The organism is Sinomicrobium halophytocola (assembly GCF_052983395.1).
The window spans coordinates 144,894-161,475 of sequence record NZ_JBRKIT010000025.1 but is presented as its reverse complement, the minus strand read 5'-3'; the positions used below and the strand labels follow the sequence as shown (position 1 = coordinate 161,475).

Annotated in this window: 13 protein-coding genes; 7 read left to right on the top strand and 6 right to left on the bottom strand. The window is 43.9% G+C overall.

The window, feature by feature from the left end:
• Positions 1-39: 39 nt before the first annotated feature.
• Positions 40-1,473: an arylsulfatase gene (locus tag ACVBDY_RS10085; protein WP_447175349.1), complete on the top strand. Its 1,434-nt coding sequence runs from the start codon at positions 40-42 to the stop codon at positions 1,471-1,473.
• A gap of 10 nt (positions 1,474-1,483) precedes the next feature.
• Here ACVBDY_RS10085 and ACVBDY_RS10080 read toward each other — a convergent pair whose 3' ends face one another.
• The 4 genes from ACVBDY_RS10080 to ACVBDY_RS10065 form a co-directional block, all read right to left on the bottom strand.
• On the bottom strand, positions 1,484-2,986 hold the full coding sequence (locus tag ACVBDY_RS10080) for an aminotransferase class V-fold PLP-dependent enzyme (RefSeq protein WP_447175348.1): 1,503 nt from the start codon (positions 2,984-2,986) through the stop codon (positions 1,484-1,486).
• 26 nt (positions 2,987-3,012) lie between these two features.
• Entirely contained in the window at positions 3,013-3,465 is a 453-nt protein-coding gene (locus tag ACVBDY_RS10075; protein ID WP_447175347.1) for a GNAT family N-acetyltransferase, read from the bottom strand.
• A 16-nt stretch (positions 3,466-3,481) separates the two neighbouring features.
• Positions 3,482-4,876 carry a phosphoglucosamine mutase gene (glmM, locus tag ACVBDY_RS10070; protein ID WP_447175346.1) on the bottom strand — a complete coding sequence of 465 codons (1,395 nt, stop codon included), beginning with the start codon at positions 4,874-4,876 and terminating at the stop codon, positions 3,482-3,484.
• A 432-nt stretch (positions 4,877-5,308) separates the two neighbouring features.
• Complete coding sequence (locus ACVBDY_RS10065) at positions 5,309-7,690, bottom strand: glycoside hydrolase family 31 protein (RefSeq protein WP_447175345.1); 2,382 nt, start codon at positions 7,688-7,690, stop codon at positions 5,309-5,311.
• A 347-nt stretch (positions 7,691-8,037) separates the two neighbouring features.
• Between ACVBDY_RS10065 and ACVBDY_RS10060 the strand changes: the two genes are divergently transcribed.
• The 5 genes from ACVBDY_RS10060 to ACVBDY_RS10040 all read left to right on the top strand — a co-directional run bounded on the left by ACVBDY_RS10060 (position 8,038) and on the right by ACVBDY_RS10040 (position 12,913).
• Positions 8,038-8,760 (top strand): NUDIX hydrolase, encoded by a 723-nt coding sequence (locus ACVBDY_RS10060; RefSeq protein WP_447175344.1) that lies wholly within the window; start codon positions 8,038-8,040, stop codon positions 8,758-8,760.
• A 210-nt stretch (positions 8,761-8,970) separates the two neighbouring features.
• The gene (gcvT, locus tag ACVBDY_RS10055; RefSeq protein ID WP_447175343.1) at positions 8,971-10,053 is read left to right on the top strand and encodes a glycine cleavage system aminomethyltransferase GcvT; all 1,083 of its coding nucleotides are present in this window, start codon (positions 8,971-8,973) and stop codon (positions 10,051-10,053) included.
• A gap of 193 nt (positions 10,054-10,246) precedes the next feature.
• The gene (locus tag ACVBDY_RS10050; protein ID WP_447175342.1) at positions 10,247-11,158 is read left to right on the top strand and encodes a glutaminase; all 912 of its coding nucleotides are present in this window, start codon (positions 10,247-10,249) and stop codon (positions 11,156-11,158) included.
• 19 nt (positions 11,159-11,177) lie between these two features.
• A complete protein-coding gene (locus tag ACVBDY_RS10045; RefSeq protein ID WP_447175341.1) occupies positions 11,178-11,990 on the top strand; it encodes a sugar nucleotide-binding protein in 813 nt (270 codons plus the stop codon).
• 212 nt (positions 11,991-12,202) lie between these two features.
• A complete protein-coding gene (locus ACVBDY_RS10040) occupies positions 12,203-12,913 on the top strand; it encodes a YebC/PmpR family DNA-binding transcriptional regulator (protein WP_447175340.1) in 711 nt (236 codons plus the stop codon).
• Positions 12,914-13,053: 140 nt separating this feature from the next.
• Here the strand turns inward: ACVBDY_RS10040 and ACVBDY_RS10035 are convergent, their stop codons facing one another.
• Positions 13,054-13,557: a GNAT family N-acetyltransferase gene (locus ACVBDY_RS10035; protein ID WP_447175339.1), complete on the bottom strand. Its 504-nt coding sequence runs from the start codon at positions 13,555-13,557 to the stop codon at positions 13,054-13,056.
• A 130-nt stretch (positions 13,558-13,687) separates the two neighbouring features.
• A complete protein-coding gene (locus ACVBDY_RS10030) occupies positions 13,688-15,232 on the bottom strand; it encodes a hypothetical protein (RefSeq protein WP_447175338.1) in 1,545 nt (514 codons plus the stop codon).
• Between the two features lie 155 nt (positions 15,233-15,387).
• On the opposite strand from ACVBDY_RS10030, the gene ACVBDY_RS10025 reads away from it, so the two are divergent.
• Positions 15,388-16,560, top strand: a complete 1,173-nt coding sequence (locus ACVBDY_RS10025; RefSeq protein WP_447175337.1) for a 2-isopropylmalate synthase — start codon at positions 15,388-15,390, stop codon at positions 16,558-16,560.
• Positions 16,561-16,582: the final 22 nt, after the last annotated feature.

The window sequence follows — 16,582 nt, the reverse complement described above, 5'->3', positions numbered from 1 at the left end:
CATTTTTTATTTCTATCTTTAGGGAAATCAATCATTATTATGAAATTCCTTAAAGTAAATACGGTTATATCTTATTTATGTATCTGTGTACTACTGAGTTCGTGCAATACTAAATCAAATACAAAAGAACAGGATATCCCGCCTGCGGAATCCGTACCCAATGTTATTTTTATTCTTGCCGATGACATGGGGATAGGCGATCTGGGTTGTTACGGGCAAGAACATATTCTCACGCCTAACATAGACAGGTTGGCAGCCGAAGGAATGCGGTTTACCCGGTTCTATGCCGGTAGTACCGTCTGCGCCCCTTCACGTGCCAGCCTTATGACAGGGCAACATACAGGAGTAGTCCATATCCGTGGTAACGGGGAATATCCGTTAAGGGAAACGGATACGATTATTCCGCAACTCTTGCAAAAAGAAGGATATACTACCGCTATGTTCGGTAAATGGGGACTAGGTGTAGAAGGCACCCCCGGTGTACCTCAGAGGAAAGGCTGGGATTACTTTACCGGTCATCTCCATCATGTTGATGCCCATTACCAACGCCCGGATTCGCTATGGCGTATACGAAATGGTAAACTGGAAAAATTCGACACTCCCGAAGGAAGTTATGGCAATGAGATATTTGCGGAAGAAGCTCTGAGCTTTATAGAAGAACAACCGAAGGACAAGCCTTTCTTTCTTTACCTGGCTTTTACCATACCTCACGCGGAACTTATTACCGCGGAAAAATATATGGAGCCCTATCTCAATGCGTCGGGCGAAAGCCGTTTTATGCCGGAAAAGCCCTGGGCGGACGGTCAGCATTATGGAGGACAACCTTATCCTAAAGCCGCTTATGCCGCAATGGTTAGCAGTATAGATCAATATACAGGCCGTATAACACAACTACTGAAAGAAAAGGGCATTGATGAAAATACCCTGGTACTGTTTACCAGCGATAACGGTACGCATATAGAAGGAGGCCGTACCATGGAGGACGTGGCTTTCTTTAAAAGCAGCGGACCTTATAAAGGCGTGAAGCGGGATGTGTACGAGGGCGGAATACACGAACCGTTCATAGCACACTGGCCCGGTAAAATAAAACCCGGGCAGGTAAGCGATCATATCGGTGCCTTCTGGGATGTAATGCCTACATTGGCGGAACTGGGCGGTGTAAAGAAATTACCCGCCAATAGCAGCGGAATTTCCTTTGTCCCCGAATTACTGGGAAAAGGAAAACAAGCCGAACATCCGTACCTCTACTGGGAATTTTACGAACAGGGCGGCAAACAGGCCGTACGTAAACAAAACTGGAAAGCGGTACGGCTACAGGTGAAAAAAGATAATAATGCGCCGCTGGAACTGTATGATCTCGGTAAAGACCCGGAAGAAAAACACAATATCGCGGAAAAACATCCGGAGATCGTAAAGGAAATGGACAGCATCATGGGGGAAGCACACACGCCCAACCCATTGTTTTCCTTTTAGCTACAATTTCCTAGAATTCAAACCAGGATTTTACCTGCGCTTTGGTATCTGTTTTATGGGATTTGTGCAGGAACTCATTCCTGGACTTGTCATAAATATAATCCGAGGCCCATTCTTTATGATTTTCGGCAAGTGCCCGGATACATTCGCACACATACCGGATTTCATCACAGCTTAGTGTAGGGTGAATGGACATGCGTATCCAGCCCGGTTTTTTTATCAGGTCGCCCAGTGTTATTTCTTCTACCAGCTTATTGGAGGTTTCCTGGTCTACATGCAGCAGGAAGTGCCCGTACGTACCGGCGCAACTACACCCACCCCGGGTTTGTATACCAAAGCGGTCATTTAGTAGTTTTACGCCAAGATTATAATGAAGATCGTCAATAAAAAAAGACAACACCCCCAAACGGTCTTTGTGCTGTGGCGCCAGTAAGTTAACGTTAGGTACGTCCGAAAGGAAATTAAACACCTGTTCCAGTATCTCATGTTCCCTGTCCAGAATATTCTTTACGCCCATCTGCTCTTTTAACCGGATGGATAAAGCTGTTTTAATAGCCTGCAAAAATCCTGGGGTTCCCCCGTCCTCCCGCTCTTCGATATTCTCTATGTATTTGTGTTCTCCCCAGGGATTCGTCCAGGTTACCGTTCCGCCTCCCGGAGAATCGGGGATCATATTTTTATATAATTTTTTGTCGAACAGCAATACTCCCGAAGTACCGGGCCCTCCCAAAAACTTATGGGGGGAGAAGAAAATGGCATCCAGTGAAGCTTCTTCTTCCTCAGGATGCATATCTATTTCTACATAAGGTGCGGAGCAGGCAAAATCCACAAAACACACCCCGCCGTGACGATGCATTACTTTCGCTATATCGTGGTAAGGAGTTCGTATCCCTGTTACATTACTGCATGCCGTTACCGAAGCTATTTTCAACGGCCTGTCCCGGTGCTTTTCCAGCAACTCCAACAGGTTTTCCATGCAAAACAGCCCTTCGTCATCTGCCGGGATCACTTCTACAATAGCCACGGTCTCCAGCCATGATGTCTGGTTGGAATGGTGTTCCATATGAGTGATAAAAACCACGGGGCGCAGATCATCCGGAATAGTGGTATGCTTCCGTAGGTTTTCCGGTACTTTAAGCCCCAGGATACGCTGAAATTTATTAATAACTCCCGTCATTCCGCTTCCGGAGGTGATGAGTATATCGTCTTTTTTCCCGTTTACGTGCTTCTTAATGATATCTCTCGCTTCATGGTAAGCCAGCGTCATTGCCGTTCCGGATACCGTGGTCTCGGTATGGGTATTGGCTACATAAGGACCGAAATCCCGCAATAACTTTTCCTCTATAGGCCGGTATAAACGGCCGCTTGCCGTCCAGTCCGTATATACTATTGGTTTTGTCCCGTAAGGCGATTCGAATTCCTGGTCAATTCCAACGATATTGTCCCGGAACGGTTTAAAATACGCTTCCAGTTCCGTCCGGAATATTTTGGATTCTTCCGTTGTTGTTACCATGATTTAAATATTATTAAGCCGTAAATTTATGCTTTATCAAGCACCATGTGTACTATGGGATATGGTTTTCCGGTACTGTCCAGTGCCGACCTGTCCACTGTTTTGAATCCCATATGTTTATAAAAACCTACGGCCTGTACATTATCTTCGTTGACATCTACTTTATCCGTGTGCATTTCCGCTACCGCGTATTGCAGGAGTCTCTTTCCCAAACCTTTTCCCCTGGCCTCCGGGTGGATAAAAAGCATTTCTATATTCGGTCCGGAAACTCCTAAAAAGGCCACGATATCCTGTTCTTCATTCCGGATACACTTTACGTCCATCATCTTTAAATACGTATCCCGTATTAAAGGCCTGAAAAATGTAATGTCTTCTTCTTTCACGAAATCATGAGTAGCCCTGACCGAAGCTTCCCACACTTCTACAATTTCATCAAAATCCTGTTCTTCAACAATATGTATAGGAAGTTCTTTAGTCATACTTTAAGCCTGTTTATTATTCTACAGAAACGAGGTTTTCTATTTCGGATATTATTTTATCTGCAAGCCTATTGGCCTCGTTCTGGGTTTTTGCCTCGGTATAGATCCGGATAATCGGCTCGGTATTCGATTTTCTGAGGTGTACCCAGTTTTCGGGAAAATCGATCTTAACGCCATCAATAGTCGATATATTTTCGTTTTTATATCTTTCTTCCATTTCCTTTAATATGGCATCCACATCGATCTGCGGTGTAAGCTGTATTTTCTTTTTACTCATAAAATACGAAGGATAACCGGCCCGGAGTTCACTTACGGGGATCTTTTTCTCTGCCAGGAGCGACAGGAAAAGGGCCACGCCAACCAGGGCATCCCTGCCGTAATGCAGTTCCGGATAAATAATTCCCCCGTTACCTTCTCCTCCTATTATGGCATTGGTCTCTTTCATCAGTTCCACTACGTTCACTTCACCTACGGCGCTGGCACGATATTCCCCGCCGTGTTTCTCGGCGATGTCCCGCAATGCTCTTGAAGAGGACATGTTAGACACCGTATTGCCGGGAGTTTTGCCCAACACATAGTCTGCACAGGCTACCAGGGTATATTCTTCGCCGAACATCTCACCGTCTTCACTCATAAAAGCCAGGCGGTCCACATCGGGATCAACCACAATACCGAAATCAGCCTTTTCTTTGACAACCAGCTCCGAAATGTCCGTAAGGTGTTCTTTTAATGGTTCCGGATTGTGTGGAAAATGCCCGTTAGGTTCGCAATAGAGTTCTATAGCCTCTACTCCCAGCCTTTCGAGCAGCCGGGGAATGGCAATCCCACCGGTAGAGTTAACGCCGTCTACAACAACCCTGAACCGCGCTTCTTTAATGGCTCTGGTATTGACCAGTGAAAGATTTAGTACTTCGTCTATATGTATATCTATATATGCTTCGTTCAATGTCACTTTTCCGAGATGGTCCACATCGGCAAATTCAAAGGTCTCGGCTTCGGCAAGTTCCAGTATTTTAGCTCCTTGTGCAGCATTGAGGAATTCTCCTTTATGATTGAGTAGCTTCAGGGCATTCCATTGTTTGGGGTTATGACTGGCCGTGAGTATTATTCCTCCGTCCGCATGCTCCAGGGGCACTGCAACTTCTACCGTCGGTGTGGTGGACAAATCGAGTTTTACCACATCTATTCCCAGGCCGGTAAGGGTTTGAATAACCAGTCCCTGTATCATTTCCCCCGATATCCGGGCATCCCTTCCTATGACCACTTTAAGTCTTTCTTTACCCTGGTTTTCTTCCTTTAACCAGGTTCCGTAAGCCGCAGCAAACTTTACGGCGTCTATAGGTGTCAGGTTGTCTCCCGGGGCTCCTCCTATCGTTCCCCGTATTCCGGAAATGGATTTTATTAAAGTCATAAGTATATTTAGTGTTGTTGTTTATTGTCCGTTTCCGACAAAAACGATGTTGTGATTTTACATTTTTGTCATAAAAACAGAACAAATATACAATGAACTCGTTTAAACTTTTTCCAATTGGCTGCAAAATGATCTTTTTGCCCCAAATTTTGCCTTTTTATTACTCCGTAGCTCTGCTATGCTCCCGATAATTATCGGGAGCAAAAAATCCAAAATTTGGAACAAAAATCTCTATTTTTCGCTTCAATCAAAAAAGTTTAAACGAGTTCAATTATCTGCTTTCAGATTCCGTAATAACGATTTTAGATTTGGAGTTATACTTTTAAATTTTAAAACCGGGAGCCCTCCTTTTAAAAATAACAAGGCCGGGAAATATGGTTGCTACCAGACTTCCCGACCTGAAATATCGTTTAGAGCTTGTTTAAACTGAATTTAAGGCTGTCCTATATTCCACTTTACTTTTCCTCCGTACGGATCGTTTTCCAGAACGTAATCATTCCCCTGTTTGGATACCTTTACGGTTTTTAACTCTTCTCCTTCCGGAAGGTATACCTTTCCTTCGGCGCTGTCCTTAGTGGAATAAACTTTCAGGTCTAATTTGTTCCAATCCATGTGTTTGGTAGATTGTGCCAGGGCTATATGTGGCAGTACCGTCCCGTCCTTAACCAATACTACAATGGGAATGTCTCCCGCTTCCATACGATGCCACCCGCCTTCATAGGCTTTCCGGGTCTGGTAATCGATCCATTTTCCCGGGGGAAGGTATACATCCCTTTCGGTTACATCTTCAAATAACGGGGCAACGAGCATAGACGAACCGAAAAGATACTGGTCGTCCACCAGCCAGGAACCCGGATCATCCGGATATTCCACAAACATGGCCCTTAACATAGGCAGCCCTTTTTCCGAACTGTATTTGGCCTGGGCATAGATATAGGGCATGAGTTCATACCGCATATTGTCTGCCGCGCGAAAATCTTTCAGAAAGTCATTTCCGTATTCCCAGGGCTCCGTCGGAGGTTCTCCGTGACTCCGGACATGGGAAGTGAGCATCCCGAACGGTGTCCAGCGGCGATAAAGGTTTTCCGGGGACCTGGTGACAAATCCGCCTACATCATGACTCCAGAAGGTAAAACCGCTTAATCCTAAGGACAATCCTCCCCGTAATGTCGCGGCCATAGCCGTATTTGTCGTAGCGGCATCTCCACCCCAGTGGAGCGGATACCGCTGGCTTCCGGCCCAGGTGCTCCGTGCCCAGATGAGGGTGTATCCCTTTTCTCTTTTGGTCACCTCGGCCACCGCTTTGTTATAACGCAACGGGTACAAGTTGTGCTCGTAAAACCCGGTCCGGCCGGAATGATACAGACCGGAAGCGGGAGCGGCTTCTCCGAAATCCACTTTAATGACACCTACGCCCTGTTTTAATAACCCGGCGATCCTATCCTGGTACCAACGCACGGTTTCGGGATTGGAAAAATCGAGTACGGCGTCTTCATATGGTATATTGCCTTTCCTGTCTTTTACGGCAAGCCCCTGCTCTACTATTTCCGGAAACAAGGTGTTTTTTGGCGTAAAATACGGGAGTTGCCAGAGACATATGTTAAAACCATCATTCTGCAGGTCCGCGATCATTTTTTCCGCATTTTCGAAACGGTCTTGGGCAAATTCGTAATTATTTCTCCAGTCCACATCAAACCACCCGGTATCGAAATGGATAACATCGCTTGGAATTTTATGCTCTCTCAGGTTTTTAGCTACTTCTCGGCCTTCCTTTTCCGAAAAATAGGTAATGCGGCTCATCCAAAAACCGAAAGACCACAAGGGTGGCATTTCCGCTTTTCCGGTAAGTGAAGTATACTCGTCCAGTATATCCTTCGGCTCCCCGATAAACAGGAAGATATCGGCTTCGTCATCTCCTATCATCATACTGTTTGCCGCGTTGAAATATTTACCGAAATCCACGGTTATAGGTGTGGAGTGGTGCATGAATACGCCATATCCCCTGCTGCTCATATAAAAGGGAACGGGTTTGTACATGGTTTCGTTCTGTACCCCGTTGGCATCATCTGTCCACAGTATTACTTTTTGCCCTCTCTTATTGAACTGGGTAAAGGATTCCCCGCAACCGAATATCTTTTCTTCCGGCGACATGGAAAAAACGGCAGCCATACTCCTGGAATAATCCTCTGCTCTCCGGATAAAGGAAAAAGGCGTTACCGGGGTATAGGTATTCTCCACATCCTCCGGATGCAGGGTACTGGTCAATAACCTGCCACCGGCATCGTAAATATTCACATGCCACGGATTTTGCAGTATTTCCACACTCCCGTGTTCACTGGTATATTTATGTCCTCCTGCTATCTTGCTGTACTTCCAGGATTGCATGTCCGAAGGTGCGGTACCGTTTACCAGCATTAATGACTCTTCTTCCTTCCGGAAATCCGGCCCCGAGCTCATGCGAAGTCGTATAGTCCTGTCCGTTACAAATTGTATCCGGAACGGAAGTTCGGGGGAAACCGCATATTCGGTAGTCGGAAATTCATTGGGTTTGGCTTTTTCCAGGCGGGAAAGCATGTTGTTAAAAGCCTGGCGTGTAGCAAAATTATACCGGTTATACTTTATGGTACCCGTAGCAGTTCCCGGATCGAAGGATGCCAGTTCTTCCGCTACGTAAAAGGTGTTTTTATAATTTTCGAAATCTTTACTGATATCGGGCGGTTCATTGAGGATACCCGTATTTTGCAATTGTGCTGCTGCAGGCATACTCCACCCTGCAATAAGAACAAATACTGCCAGCTTCCATCGGTTTTTCATAAGCGTATCTTGGTTTGATTGTAATTGAAAAAACTATTGATATCTATACTGTATTTCTTAAATGGTCCGTACTCTTCCGAAAGAAACAAATAACCTGATCTAATACAGATAGTTATACCTCGTGTATTTTATTACTTATACATTATAGTTATATTGACCACAAGTGTACTTAATAATTTTTAATACTGCAATATTTTGTAATATAATTTTTGTAATTACCAAAAAAATGAGATATTTATAACCCTATTGATAATAGTCTCTCTACCCCTTTCCTCTTACCGGGAAAAACAGGAACTTTGAGGCCTGTTTTGGTCGGGCGCAGAACTTAACTTAAACAAAAGATACAAATGAATAAAAAAGCCATTGATTCCGTATCTATAAAAGAGATGGACAGTGAAGATGTTGTAGATACAGTAACCATTGATTGCACTATATTCGGATTTAATGAAGGGGAACTGGAAGTGTTGCTGGTACAGCATGCCGAAGGGATAAGCAAAGGGAAATGGGGATTGCCCGGAGGGTGGATCAAGAAAGAAGAAAGCATAGACAACGCGGCATACAGGCTTTTAAGGGAACTGACCGGAATAGACAATATATATCTGGAACAGCTAAAAGCTTTTGGCAGTCCTAAAAGGTTTCCCCTTAGCCGGGTTATCACCATAGGATATTACGCCCTTATCAAAAAGGAAGATTATCGTCTGACTCCCGGTTTTACTGCTTCTGCCGTTAAATGGTATAAAGTAAAGGACGTTCCGGAACTCATCTATGACCATGCGGATATCCTGGAAGTAAGCCTCAAACGCTTAAAAAGAAGGGTAAGGCAGGCCCCTGTAGGCTTTAACCTGCTTCCCGAAAAATTCACCTTATTGCAATTGATGCACCTCTACGAAGAAATCCTGGGGGTGGAAATGGACAAACCCAATTTCCGCCGCAAATTCCTCCGCATGAAACTCCTGGTGCCACTGGACGAAAAAGAGACAGATGTATCGCACCGGGCGGCACAGTTATACAAATTCGATCCTAATATCTATGAAAAGCTTACGGAGAAAGGATTTAACTTTGAGTTTTGACCAAACGTACTGGTTTTCTTATAAGGGGTTGCACGCCCGTGCAACCCTTCTATAACACAATCGCACATATTCCCTCCTACTTTCTTTTACTACTCCCTATTTTTTGAATATTTTAGCAGCGTTTTTTCCGGCGGGCGTTTTTTTCCCGGTGGTAATAACAACAAGTCGTTTAAAATCAGTTTACACACTAACGCAATTATACAGATCTACATGAAAAATACAGCACTGACCGATGTACACATCGCTCTTGGGGCCAAAATGGTACCTTTTGCAGGCTATAACATGCCTGTGCAATATGAAGGGGTTAACGCAGAACACGAAACCGTCAGAAACGGTGTAGGGGTTTTTGATGTAAGCCACATGGGAGAATTTCTTCTCCGGGGAAACAAGGCGCTGGACCTTATTCAGAAAGTAACTTCCAATGACGCTTCCAGGCTTACCATTGGCAAAGCACAATACAGCTGTATGCCCAATGATAAAGGCGGTATAGTCGACGATCTTATCGTTTATAAACTCGATGAGGAAGAATATCTCCTGGTCGTAAATGCTTCTAATATAGAAAAAGACTGGAACTGGATAGCATCGCAAAACAGCTTCGGTGTGGATATGGAAAACATATCGGATAATTATTCCCTGCTGGCCATTCAGGGGCCAAAAGCCGTAGAAGCCATGCAGTCACTTACCCCTGTTGATTTGTCAGCTATCCCGTTCTACAGTTTTGTAACAGGCGAATTTGCCGGGGCAAAGGACATTATAATCTCTGCTACCGGTTATACAGGTAGCGGCGGTTTTGAAATATACTGCAAGAATGAAGATGCAAAACAGGTATGGGATAAAGTTTTTGAAGCAGGTGCCGGTTTTGGCATCAAGCCCATCGGACTGGCGGCCAGGGATACGCTCCGGCTGGAAATGGGATACTGCCTGTACGGCAATGATATTGACGATACCACCTCTCCCATAGAAGCAGGACTGGGATGGATTACTAAATTCACCAAAGATTTCGTAAATGCCGGGGCACTTAAGGAACAAAAGGAAGATGGTGTAAAGAAAAAGCTTGTTGCTTTTGAGCTTACGGAAAAAGGTATTCCGAGACAAGGCTACGACATTGTAAACGGAGAAGGTAAGGTTATAGGAAATGTAACCAGCGGTACGATGTCTCCTTCCCTCGGTAAAGGTATTGGGTTGGGTTATGTCCCCACGGAATTGGCCGGAGCCGGAAATACCGTTCAAATACAGATACGAAAGAAAGCTGTTCCAGCAACTGTGGTAAAATTGCCGTTTTACAAGAAGTAAAAATATCGGGAAGACGGATATGATGTGGTAAAGCTGTAATCGGTCTTCTGTGAAAAAGGAAATTAAATACGGAATAGAAATCCATAGGTTTCTGGCAGAATAAAAGTCTGTTTTGCCACGGATATATTAATAGTTATCTCAAAAATTATCCGTGTCTCCGTGGCCAAAATTTATAGAAACTAAAACAACAGTAATGAAGTATCAGGATATCCTGGAAGAAATTCACGTTACATTAAAAGGCACCCCGGAAAAGGGTACCGTAGCTTCCTATATCCCGGAGCTTCAGAAAGTGGATACCGGTCGTTTCGGCCTTTATCTCCTGACATTGGATAAAGAAGAACACGGTACGGGAGATTTTGATGTTCCGTTTTCCATACAAAGTATATCCAAAGTGCTCTCCCTGGCGAAAGCACTGAATTTCGTCGGAACCGATCTGTGGAAACGGGTCGATGTAGAGCCATCGGGAAATCCTTTTAATTTCCTGGCCTTGCTGGAACTGGAAAAAGGCATTCCGAGAAATCCGTTTATCAATGCCGGGGCCATCGTTATCAGTGATATTCTTCTGTCCCACTTTTCCGATCCTAAGAAAGATTTCTTAAATTACGTGAGAGAACTTGCAGAAGACGATTCTATTAACTATAACGAAGCTGTAGCCCGTTCGGAAAAAGCTACCGGTTTTCGCAATGCTGCCGCAGCCAATCTTTTGAAGTCCTTCGGGAATATGAACAATAAGGTCGAAGATGTACTGGATTTCTACTTTTACCAATGTGCCCTATCCATGACCTGCAGGCAACTGGCAAGAACATTTTATATGTTTGCCAATTCCGGTAAAAATGCCTCCGGCAAAGTATTCCTGACCCCGAGCCAGGCAAAAAGGATTAATGCCGTGATGCTTACCTGTGGTTTTTATGATGAAGCGGGAGAATTTGCGTTTGAAGTAGGCCTGCCTGGAAAAAGTGGTGTAGGCGGAGGTATTGTTGCCGTACATCCGGAAAAATACTGTATCTCCACCTGGTCTCCCGGACTCAACGAAAAAGGAAACTCCCTTTTGGGAATGCAGGCCCTGGAAATGTTTACCACAAAAACAGGACTGTCTATATTTTAATACCAAATACCAAATAACTTTGAAAAGGATATTGATATTAGGAGCAAGCGGATTTATAGGAGGCACCCTCTACAGGGAGCTATGCCCCTATTACGATACGTATGGCACCTATTTTACCAATACTTCCTATGCGGACAACCAGCACTTTTTGCATTTCAACCTGGAAACCGACCCGATAGAATCTATTATTCAGTCCGTAAAACCCAGTTGTATCATATCTGCCCTTCGCGGTAATTTTGAAGAACAGGTAGCCCTGCACAAGGAAATTACAATCCTTATAGCCAAGCGGGACATTCGTATTATATTCCTCTCTTCGGCCAATGTTTTTGATGCTTTTAGTAATTTCCCCTCTTACGAATACGACAAGACGTTGTCGGAAAGTATTTACGGGAAATTTAAAATAAAAATAGAGAACATGTTTCTCCGGCTACCCGTATGGCAATATGTTATAGCCCGTATGCCCATGGTCTTCGGCCCGAACTCTCCTCGGCTTAATGAACTGAAACAATACCTGCAAAACAGGGAAGCCTACGAAGTTTTTCCGGACCTGGTAATGAACGTCACCAGTGCCGATAAAGTAGCGCAGCAGGTACATTATTTACTGAACCGGCATAAATCGGGAATCTATCACCTCGGTAGCCGCGACCTCATACACCACGATGAGTTTATCCGGGAAATTTCGGAAGAACTCGGATTTAAAAACCCTCTTTTTAAAAACGTTTATACCAGGAATATCGACAGGTTCCTCGCCGTATTACCGAAAGACAATAAATTACCGGAACAATACCAGATAGAAGTGGCGGATGTTATTAAAAGTACGATTCTCCGCTGAGCCTGTTAGTGCATACCAATGCTTCCTGATAGAATGGCAGGCATTGTTTTATAGAGACTGACAAGAGTTCGCGAAGAGATAGAGAAACAAAAAAGAGCTCTAAAATACTTTAAAAACAACAGTCCGCTAAATAAATTGGACAATAAAAACGAACTTTATATTTTTGTACGATTGACAACAAAAAGTACATAACTTAATAATGCATTATATTTATGGGAAGAGCTTTTGAGTTCAGGAAAGCACGGAAATTAAAAAGGTGGGGCGCCATGGCCAAAACCTTTACCCGTATTGGTAAGGATATCGTAATTGCGGTAAAGGAAGGCGGACCCAACCCGGAGGCCAATGCACGCCTGAGGGCTGTAATCCAGAACGCCAAGGCGGCCAATATGCCTAAGGACAACGTAGAACGTGCGATAAAAAAAGCTTCCGACAAAAATACCGAAAATTTCAAAGAAGTGCTTTTCGAAGGCTACGGCCCGCACGGAATAGCGGTTCTGGTAGAAGCTGCCACGGATAACAACAACCGGACAGTGGCCAATATACGAAGCTATTTTAACAAATGTAATGGCAGCCTGGGTACCAGTGGCTCGGTAGAATTCATGTTTGACCATACCTGCAACTTCCGCATCAATGCCGAAGGTATGGATATAGAAGAACTGGAACTGGAGATGATTGACTTCGGTGCCGAAGAGGTTTTTATGGATGATGACGGCATACTTATCTACGCCCCTTTCGAAAGCTTCGGTGCCATACAGAAAGAACTGGAAAGCCGCGGGATAGAAATTTTGTCCTCCGGATTCGAAAGGATTCCGCAGGTAACCAAAAAACTGGATCCCGAACAGGTGGCCGACATTGAAAAACTGCTGGAAAAAATAGAGGAAGACGATGATGTTCAGAATGTCTATCACACTATGGAAGAATAATGATCAGATGTGTGCTCTGAGATTTCAAGGCTCCTGGATGTTTTCCGGATTTAAGATATTGGAACACTCCGGACTTTGAAAATCCCGGAGTGTTTTTTGTCAACTGATATCCCGATTATATACCGCGTCCGCAATACTTTTTATTCGGCAATATCCCAATCCATAACAAAGTCATCCATGACATAACCGTTACCTATGGAAATAACTTCTTCGGCAGTTTTTTTGAATCCTATTCGCTCATAAAACCCAATGGCCGGATTGTATTTGTTAACATTCAGGGACAATATGGCATCTTTTTTCTCTGCAGCCACTTGCCTGCATTTCTCAATAAGTTTCTTCCCCACACCTTTTCCCTGTGTCTCCGGCAGGATATAGATCTTGTGTATCTTGGTTTTCGGGATACTTCTATAGCCGGTCTCACAAGACAGGAAGCCCAGGTAGGCCTCCCCTTCTGCAGCCAGGAAAAAACGATGCCCCTTTTGTTGCATCTGTTCCGCTAATGCTTCCGTACTGTACATCATGTCCAGCATATAAGCTATCTGTTTTTCCGTCAGTATATCCTTAAATGTATCCGGCCAGGTGTGGTTGGCTATCTGCTGAATTATCGGGATGTCTCCCGTAGAGGCCTCTCTGATCTCTATCATAGGTTTTGCTCTTATGTTACACTCCCTCTGCCTACGGCATCTTCCCCTCGAGGGGAAGAAATTATTAATCCTTTTAACTTCATTATTGAATTGTCACATTACCAAATTGGCACATTATCTCATTGTCCTATTACCGCACCAGTTTTTTTGCCTTCTCCTGTATAATAACCCCCACCGGCTTGTCTTCTATCTTACTTTCCAGCCAGGAAATAATATCGAGATACAGAAAAGCTCTTCTTTCGTAAGGATCATTGTCCAGTTCTTTAAAACGGGCATGAAGTTTTTTAAATTCCTTTTTGAGTTCGTGCGGATAAATATTACCCAGGTTCCTGAGGAATTTTATCATTTCCTTCTGGACCTCATGCAGGTCGTTCATTTTCAATAAAAACTTATACGTGCTCTTTAGCTGCACATCCAGGTGATAATCCATTCCCGCTTCATAATGTGCCACCAGGCTGAGTACCCTGGAAAAACACATCAGGTCCTCGCGCATGGTCAGGTTTTTATTATCTATGATCTTCTTCAGATAAGTGATACACATTTTATTATCTCCGTTACCGAAATACATACACGCGATCTTGTAATAAAACACCATAACGTGATGTTCGTCTGTAGTATCCCTGTGTATCTTTAACTCTTTCAGAATATCATCTACAAGTAAAAGTCCGTCCTTAAAAGAACCTTCCATAAAATGCAGGTTCAGTTTGTTGATATAGATGTATAAGAAACAAAGTGAGGAAACATTTTCGTTTTTCGGGAACGGGTTGGAAGCAATAGTTTGCTCCAGGCGGTTCAGGACTACTTTAAACTGCGTTTTGTACTTAAGCATAAAAAGCGATTCCAGCAGGTAGTTATTCCCTTTGAGGTAATATACCGGGTTCAGGTAGATCATCTGTTCGTTCTCGTAGAACAGGTCTGTTAGTTTACTGGCGTATTTAAAACAGGAAAGAAAATCCTGTGTGAGAAAGCTGTACCACAAATGCGCCTTGTACAACCACAGTTTTTCCCGGAAACCGAGATCCTCCAGTTTACATTTGGGTAATCGGGAATAAAAGTATTCCGTAATACGCTGATTTTCCTCATCACTTTTTACGTAGCCCGCCTTGAGCAATATGCCATAGAGTTGCAGAGACAGATTAGACAACCTGCTGGTGACAACGTTTTGCATACTCAGTTCCTTGGCCTGTACGGCAAGTTCATCGGCCCGGCCACTCATACTTCGTGTAATATACTGGGTTTCGATGATCTTCTCGAACTCAACGATCTCGTAAGCGATGTTCTTCTCTTCGTTCTCGATGGCAAGTTGCTTGGCCTTTTCCAATATTTTCAGACTTTGCCGGTACAAGCCCTTGTGATAGAGTATGGTGGCAAAATCCATCTGCTCGCGAATCTGTATTCTTATGTTCTGGTTCACCGGGTTCAACCGGAGACTCACCAGGACCTGCTTATACAAATGCGCTTTCAGATTGGATAATTGTTGCTTTTTGACGATCCCGCTCTTTAAAATTTCCTTTTCACTGTAATCGTGCATTTTATCCAGAAGATTAAAAAGTGCGAGAAATTTGGCATCCGCGTTTACTCCTAATCGATTAACATATAGTTTGAATTGTCTCTTTTCAGACTTGGAAAGCGATTTTATCAAAACAAACAACGAATCTTTTTGTGCATTTGTCATTGTAATAAAACTGATATTAAAAACCTAGTTATCAAATTGTTAAGTTTTATATTTTTTTGTTAAGCATTGTAAAGCACTACAACTGAAATCCTTTGTTTGAATTTGCAAAATATAAATTCGTATTAGAATAATAAAATTAAGCCTAATAATTTGACATGAGTAAAGAAAAAGTACAAATCTTTGACACCACTCTTAGGGATGGCGAACAAGTGCCCGGATGCAAACTGAATACCAAACAGAAACTGGTAATTGCGGAGCGTCTGGACGAACTTGGGGTGGATGTCATAGAGGCCGGATTCCCCGTCTCCAGCCCCGGAGATTTTACATCGGTCGTCGAAATAGCAAAAATAGTGAAAAATGCAACAGTATGCGGACTCACCAGGGCGGTTAAAAAAGATATTGAAGTTGCTGCCGAAGCCCTGAAATTTGCTAGAAGACCTCGTATTCATACGGGAATCGGTACTTCAGACTCCCATATAACCCACAAGTTCAAGGCAACCCGGGAGGAGATCATCGAAAGAGCGGTCAGTGCGGTAGCTTATGCCAGGACTTTTGTGGACGATGTGGAATTTTATGCCGAAGATGCCGGGCGTACGGATAACGAATTTCTTGCACGAGTCTGTGAAGCGGTTGTAGCGGCCGGAGCCACTGTGCTCAATATACCGGACACCACCGGGTATTGTCTGCCCGAAGAATACGGCGCCAAAATAAAATACCTGAAAGAAAATGTAAAGGGTATTGAAAAAGCAATACTTTCATGCCACTGCCATAACGATCTCGGTCTGGCCACGGCAAACTCCATATCCGGAGTAATCAACGGTGCAAGACAAATAGAATGTACCATAAACGGCATCGGTGAACGTGCCGGAAATACTTCCCTGGAAGAAGTAGTGATGATCCTTCGCCAGCATCCTACCCTCGATCTCGATACCAACATTAATTCCAGATTACTCTACAGCACCAGCCGGATGGTTTCCGAAAGTATGGGTATGCCCGTACAGCCCAATAAGGCTATTGTCGGCGCCAACGCTTTTGCGCACAGTTCCGGTATTCACCAGGACGGGGTGATCAAAAACAGGGAAACATACGAAATCATTGACCCGGCCGACGTAGGCGTAACCGAATCTGCCATCGTACTTACGGCAAGAAGCGGTCGTGCTGCTTTGGCTTACAGGGCTAAAAAAGTAGGATACGAGCTCACCAAACTTCAACTGGATGATGTATACCAGGAATTCCTGAAATTCGCCGACAGGAAAAAAGAAGTCATAGATCAGGATATACATGAAATAATGCATGTATGTAAAATAACAGAAGCAAGGGCAGTTTAAGGGAATGCCAAAAACATAATAA

Coding starts and splice junctions, on each gene's coding strand:
- ACVBDY_RS10080 (WP_447175348.1), bottom strand. CDS start 2,986: ATGGTAACAACAACGGAAGAATCCAAAATATTCCGGACGGAACTGGAA.
- ACVBDY_RS10030 (WP_447175338.1), bottom strand. CDS start 15,232: ATGACAAATGCACAAAAAGATTCGTTGTTTGTTTTGATAAAATCGCTT.
- ACVBDY_RS10040 (WP_447175340.1), top strand. CDS start 12,203: ATGGGAAGAGCTTTTGAGTTCAGGAAAGCACGGAAATTAAAAAGGTGG.
- ACVBDY_RS10085 (WP_447175349.1), top strand. CDS start 40: ATGAAATTCCTTAAAGTAAATACGGTTATATCTTATTTATGTATCTGT.
- ACVBDY_RS10035 (WP_447175339.1), bottom strand. CDS start 13,557: ATGATAGAGATCAGAGAGGCCTCTACGGGAGACATCCCGATAATTCAG.
- ACVBDY_RS10065 (WP_447175345.1), bottom strand. CDS start 7,690: ATGAAAAACCGATGGAAGCTGGCAGTATTTGTTCTTATTGCAGGGTGG.
- ACVBDY_RS10050 (WP_447175342.1), top strand. CDS start 10,247: ATGAAGTATCAGGATATCCTGGAAGAAATTCACGTTACATTAAAAGGC.
- ACVBDY_RS10060 (WP_447175344.1), top strand. CDS start 8,038: ATGAATAAAAAAGCCATTGATTCCGTATCTATAAAAGAGATGGACAGT.
- glmM (WP_447175346.1), bottom strand. CDS start 4,876: ATGACTTTAATAAAATCCATTTCCGGAATACGGGGAACGATAGGAGGA.
- gcvT (WP_447175343.1), top strand. CDS start 8,971: ATGAAAAATACAGCACTGACCGATGTACACATCGCTCTTGGGGCCAAA.
- ACVBDY_RS10025 (WP_447175337.1), top strand. CDS start 15,388: ATGAGTAAAGAAAAAGTACAAATCTTTGACACCACTCTTAGGGATGGC.
- ACVBDY_RS10075 (WP_447175347.1), bottom strand. CDS start 3,465: ATGACTAAAGAACTTCCTATACATATTGTTGAAGAACAGGATTTTGAT.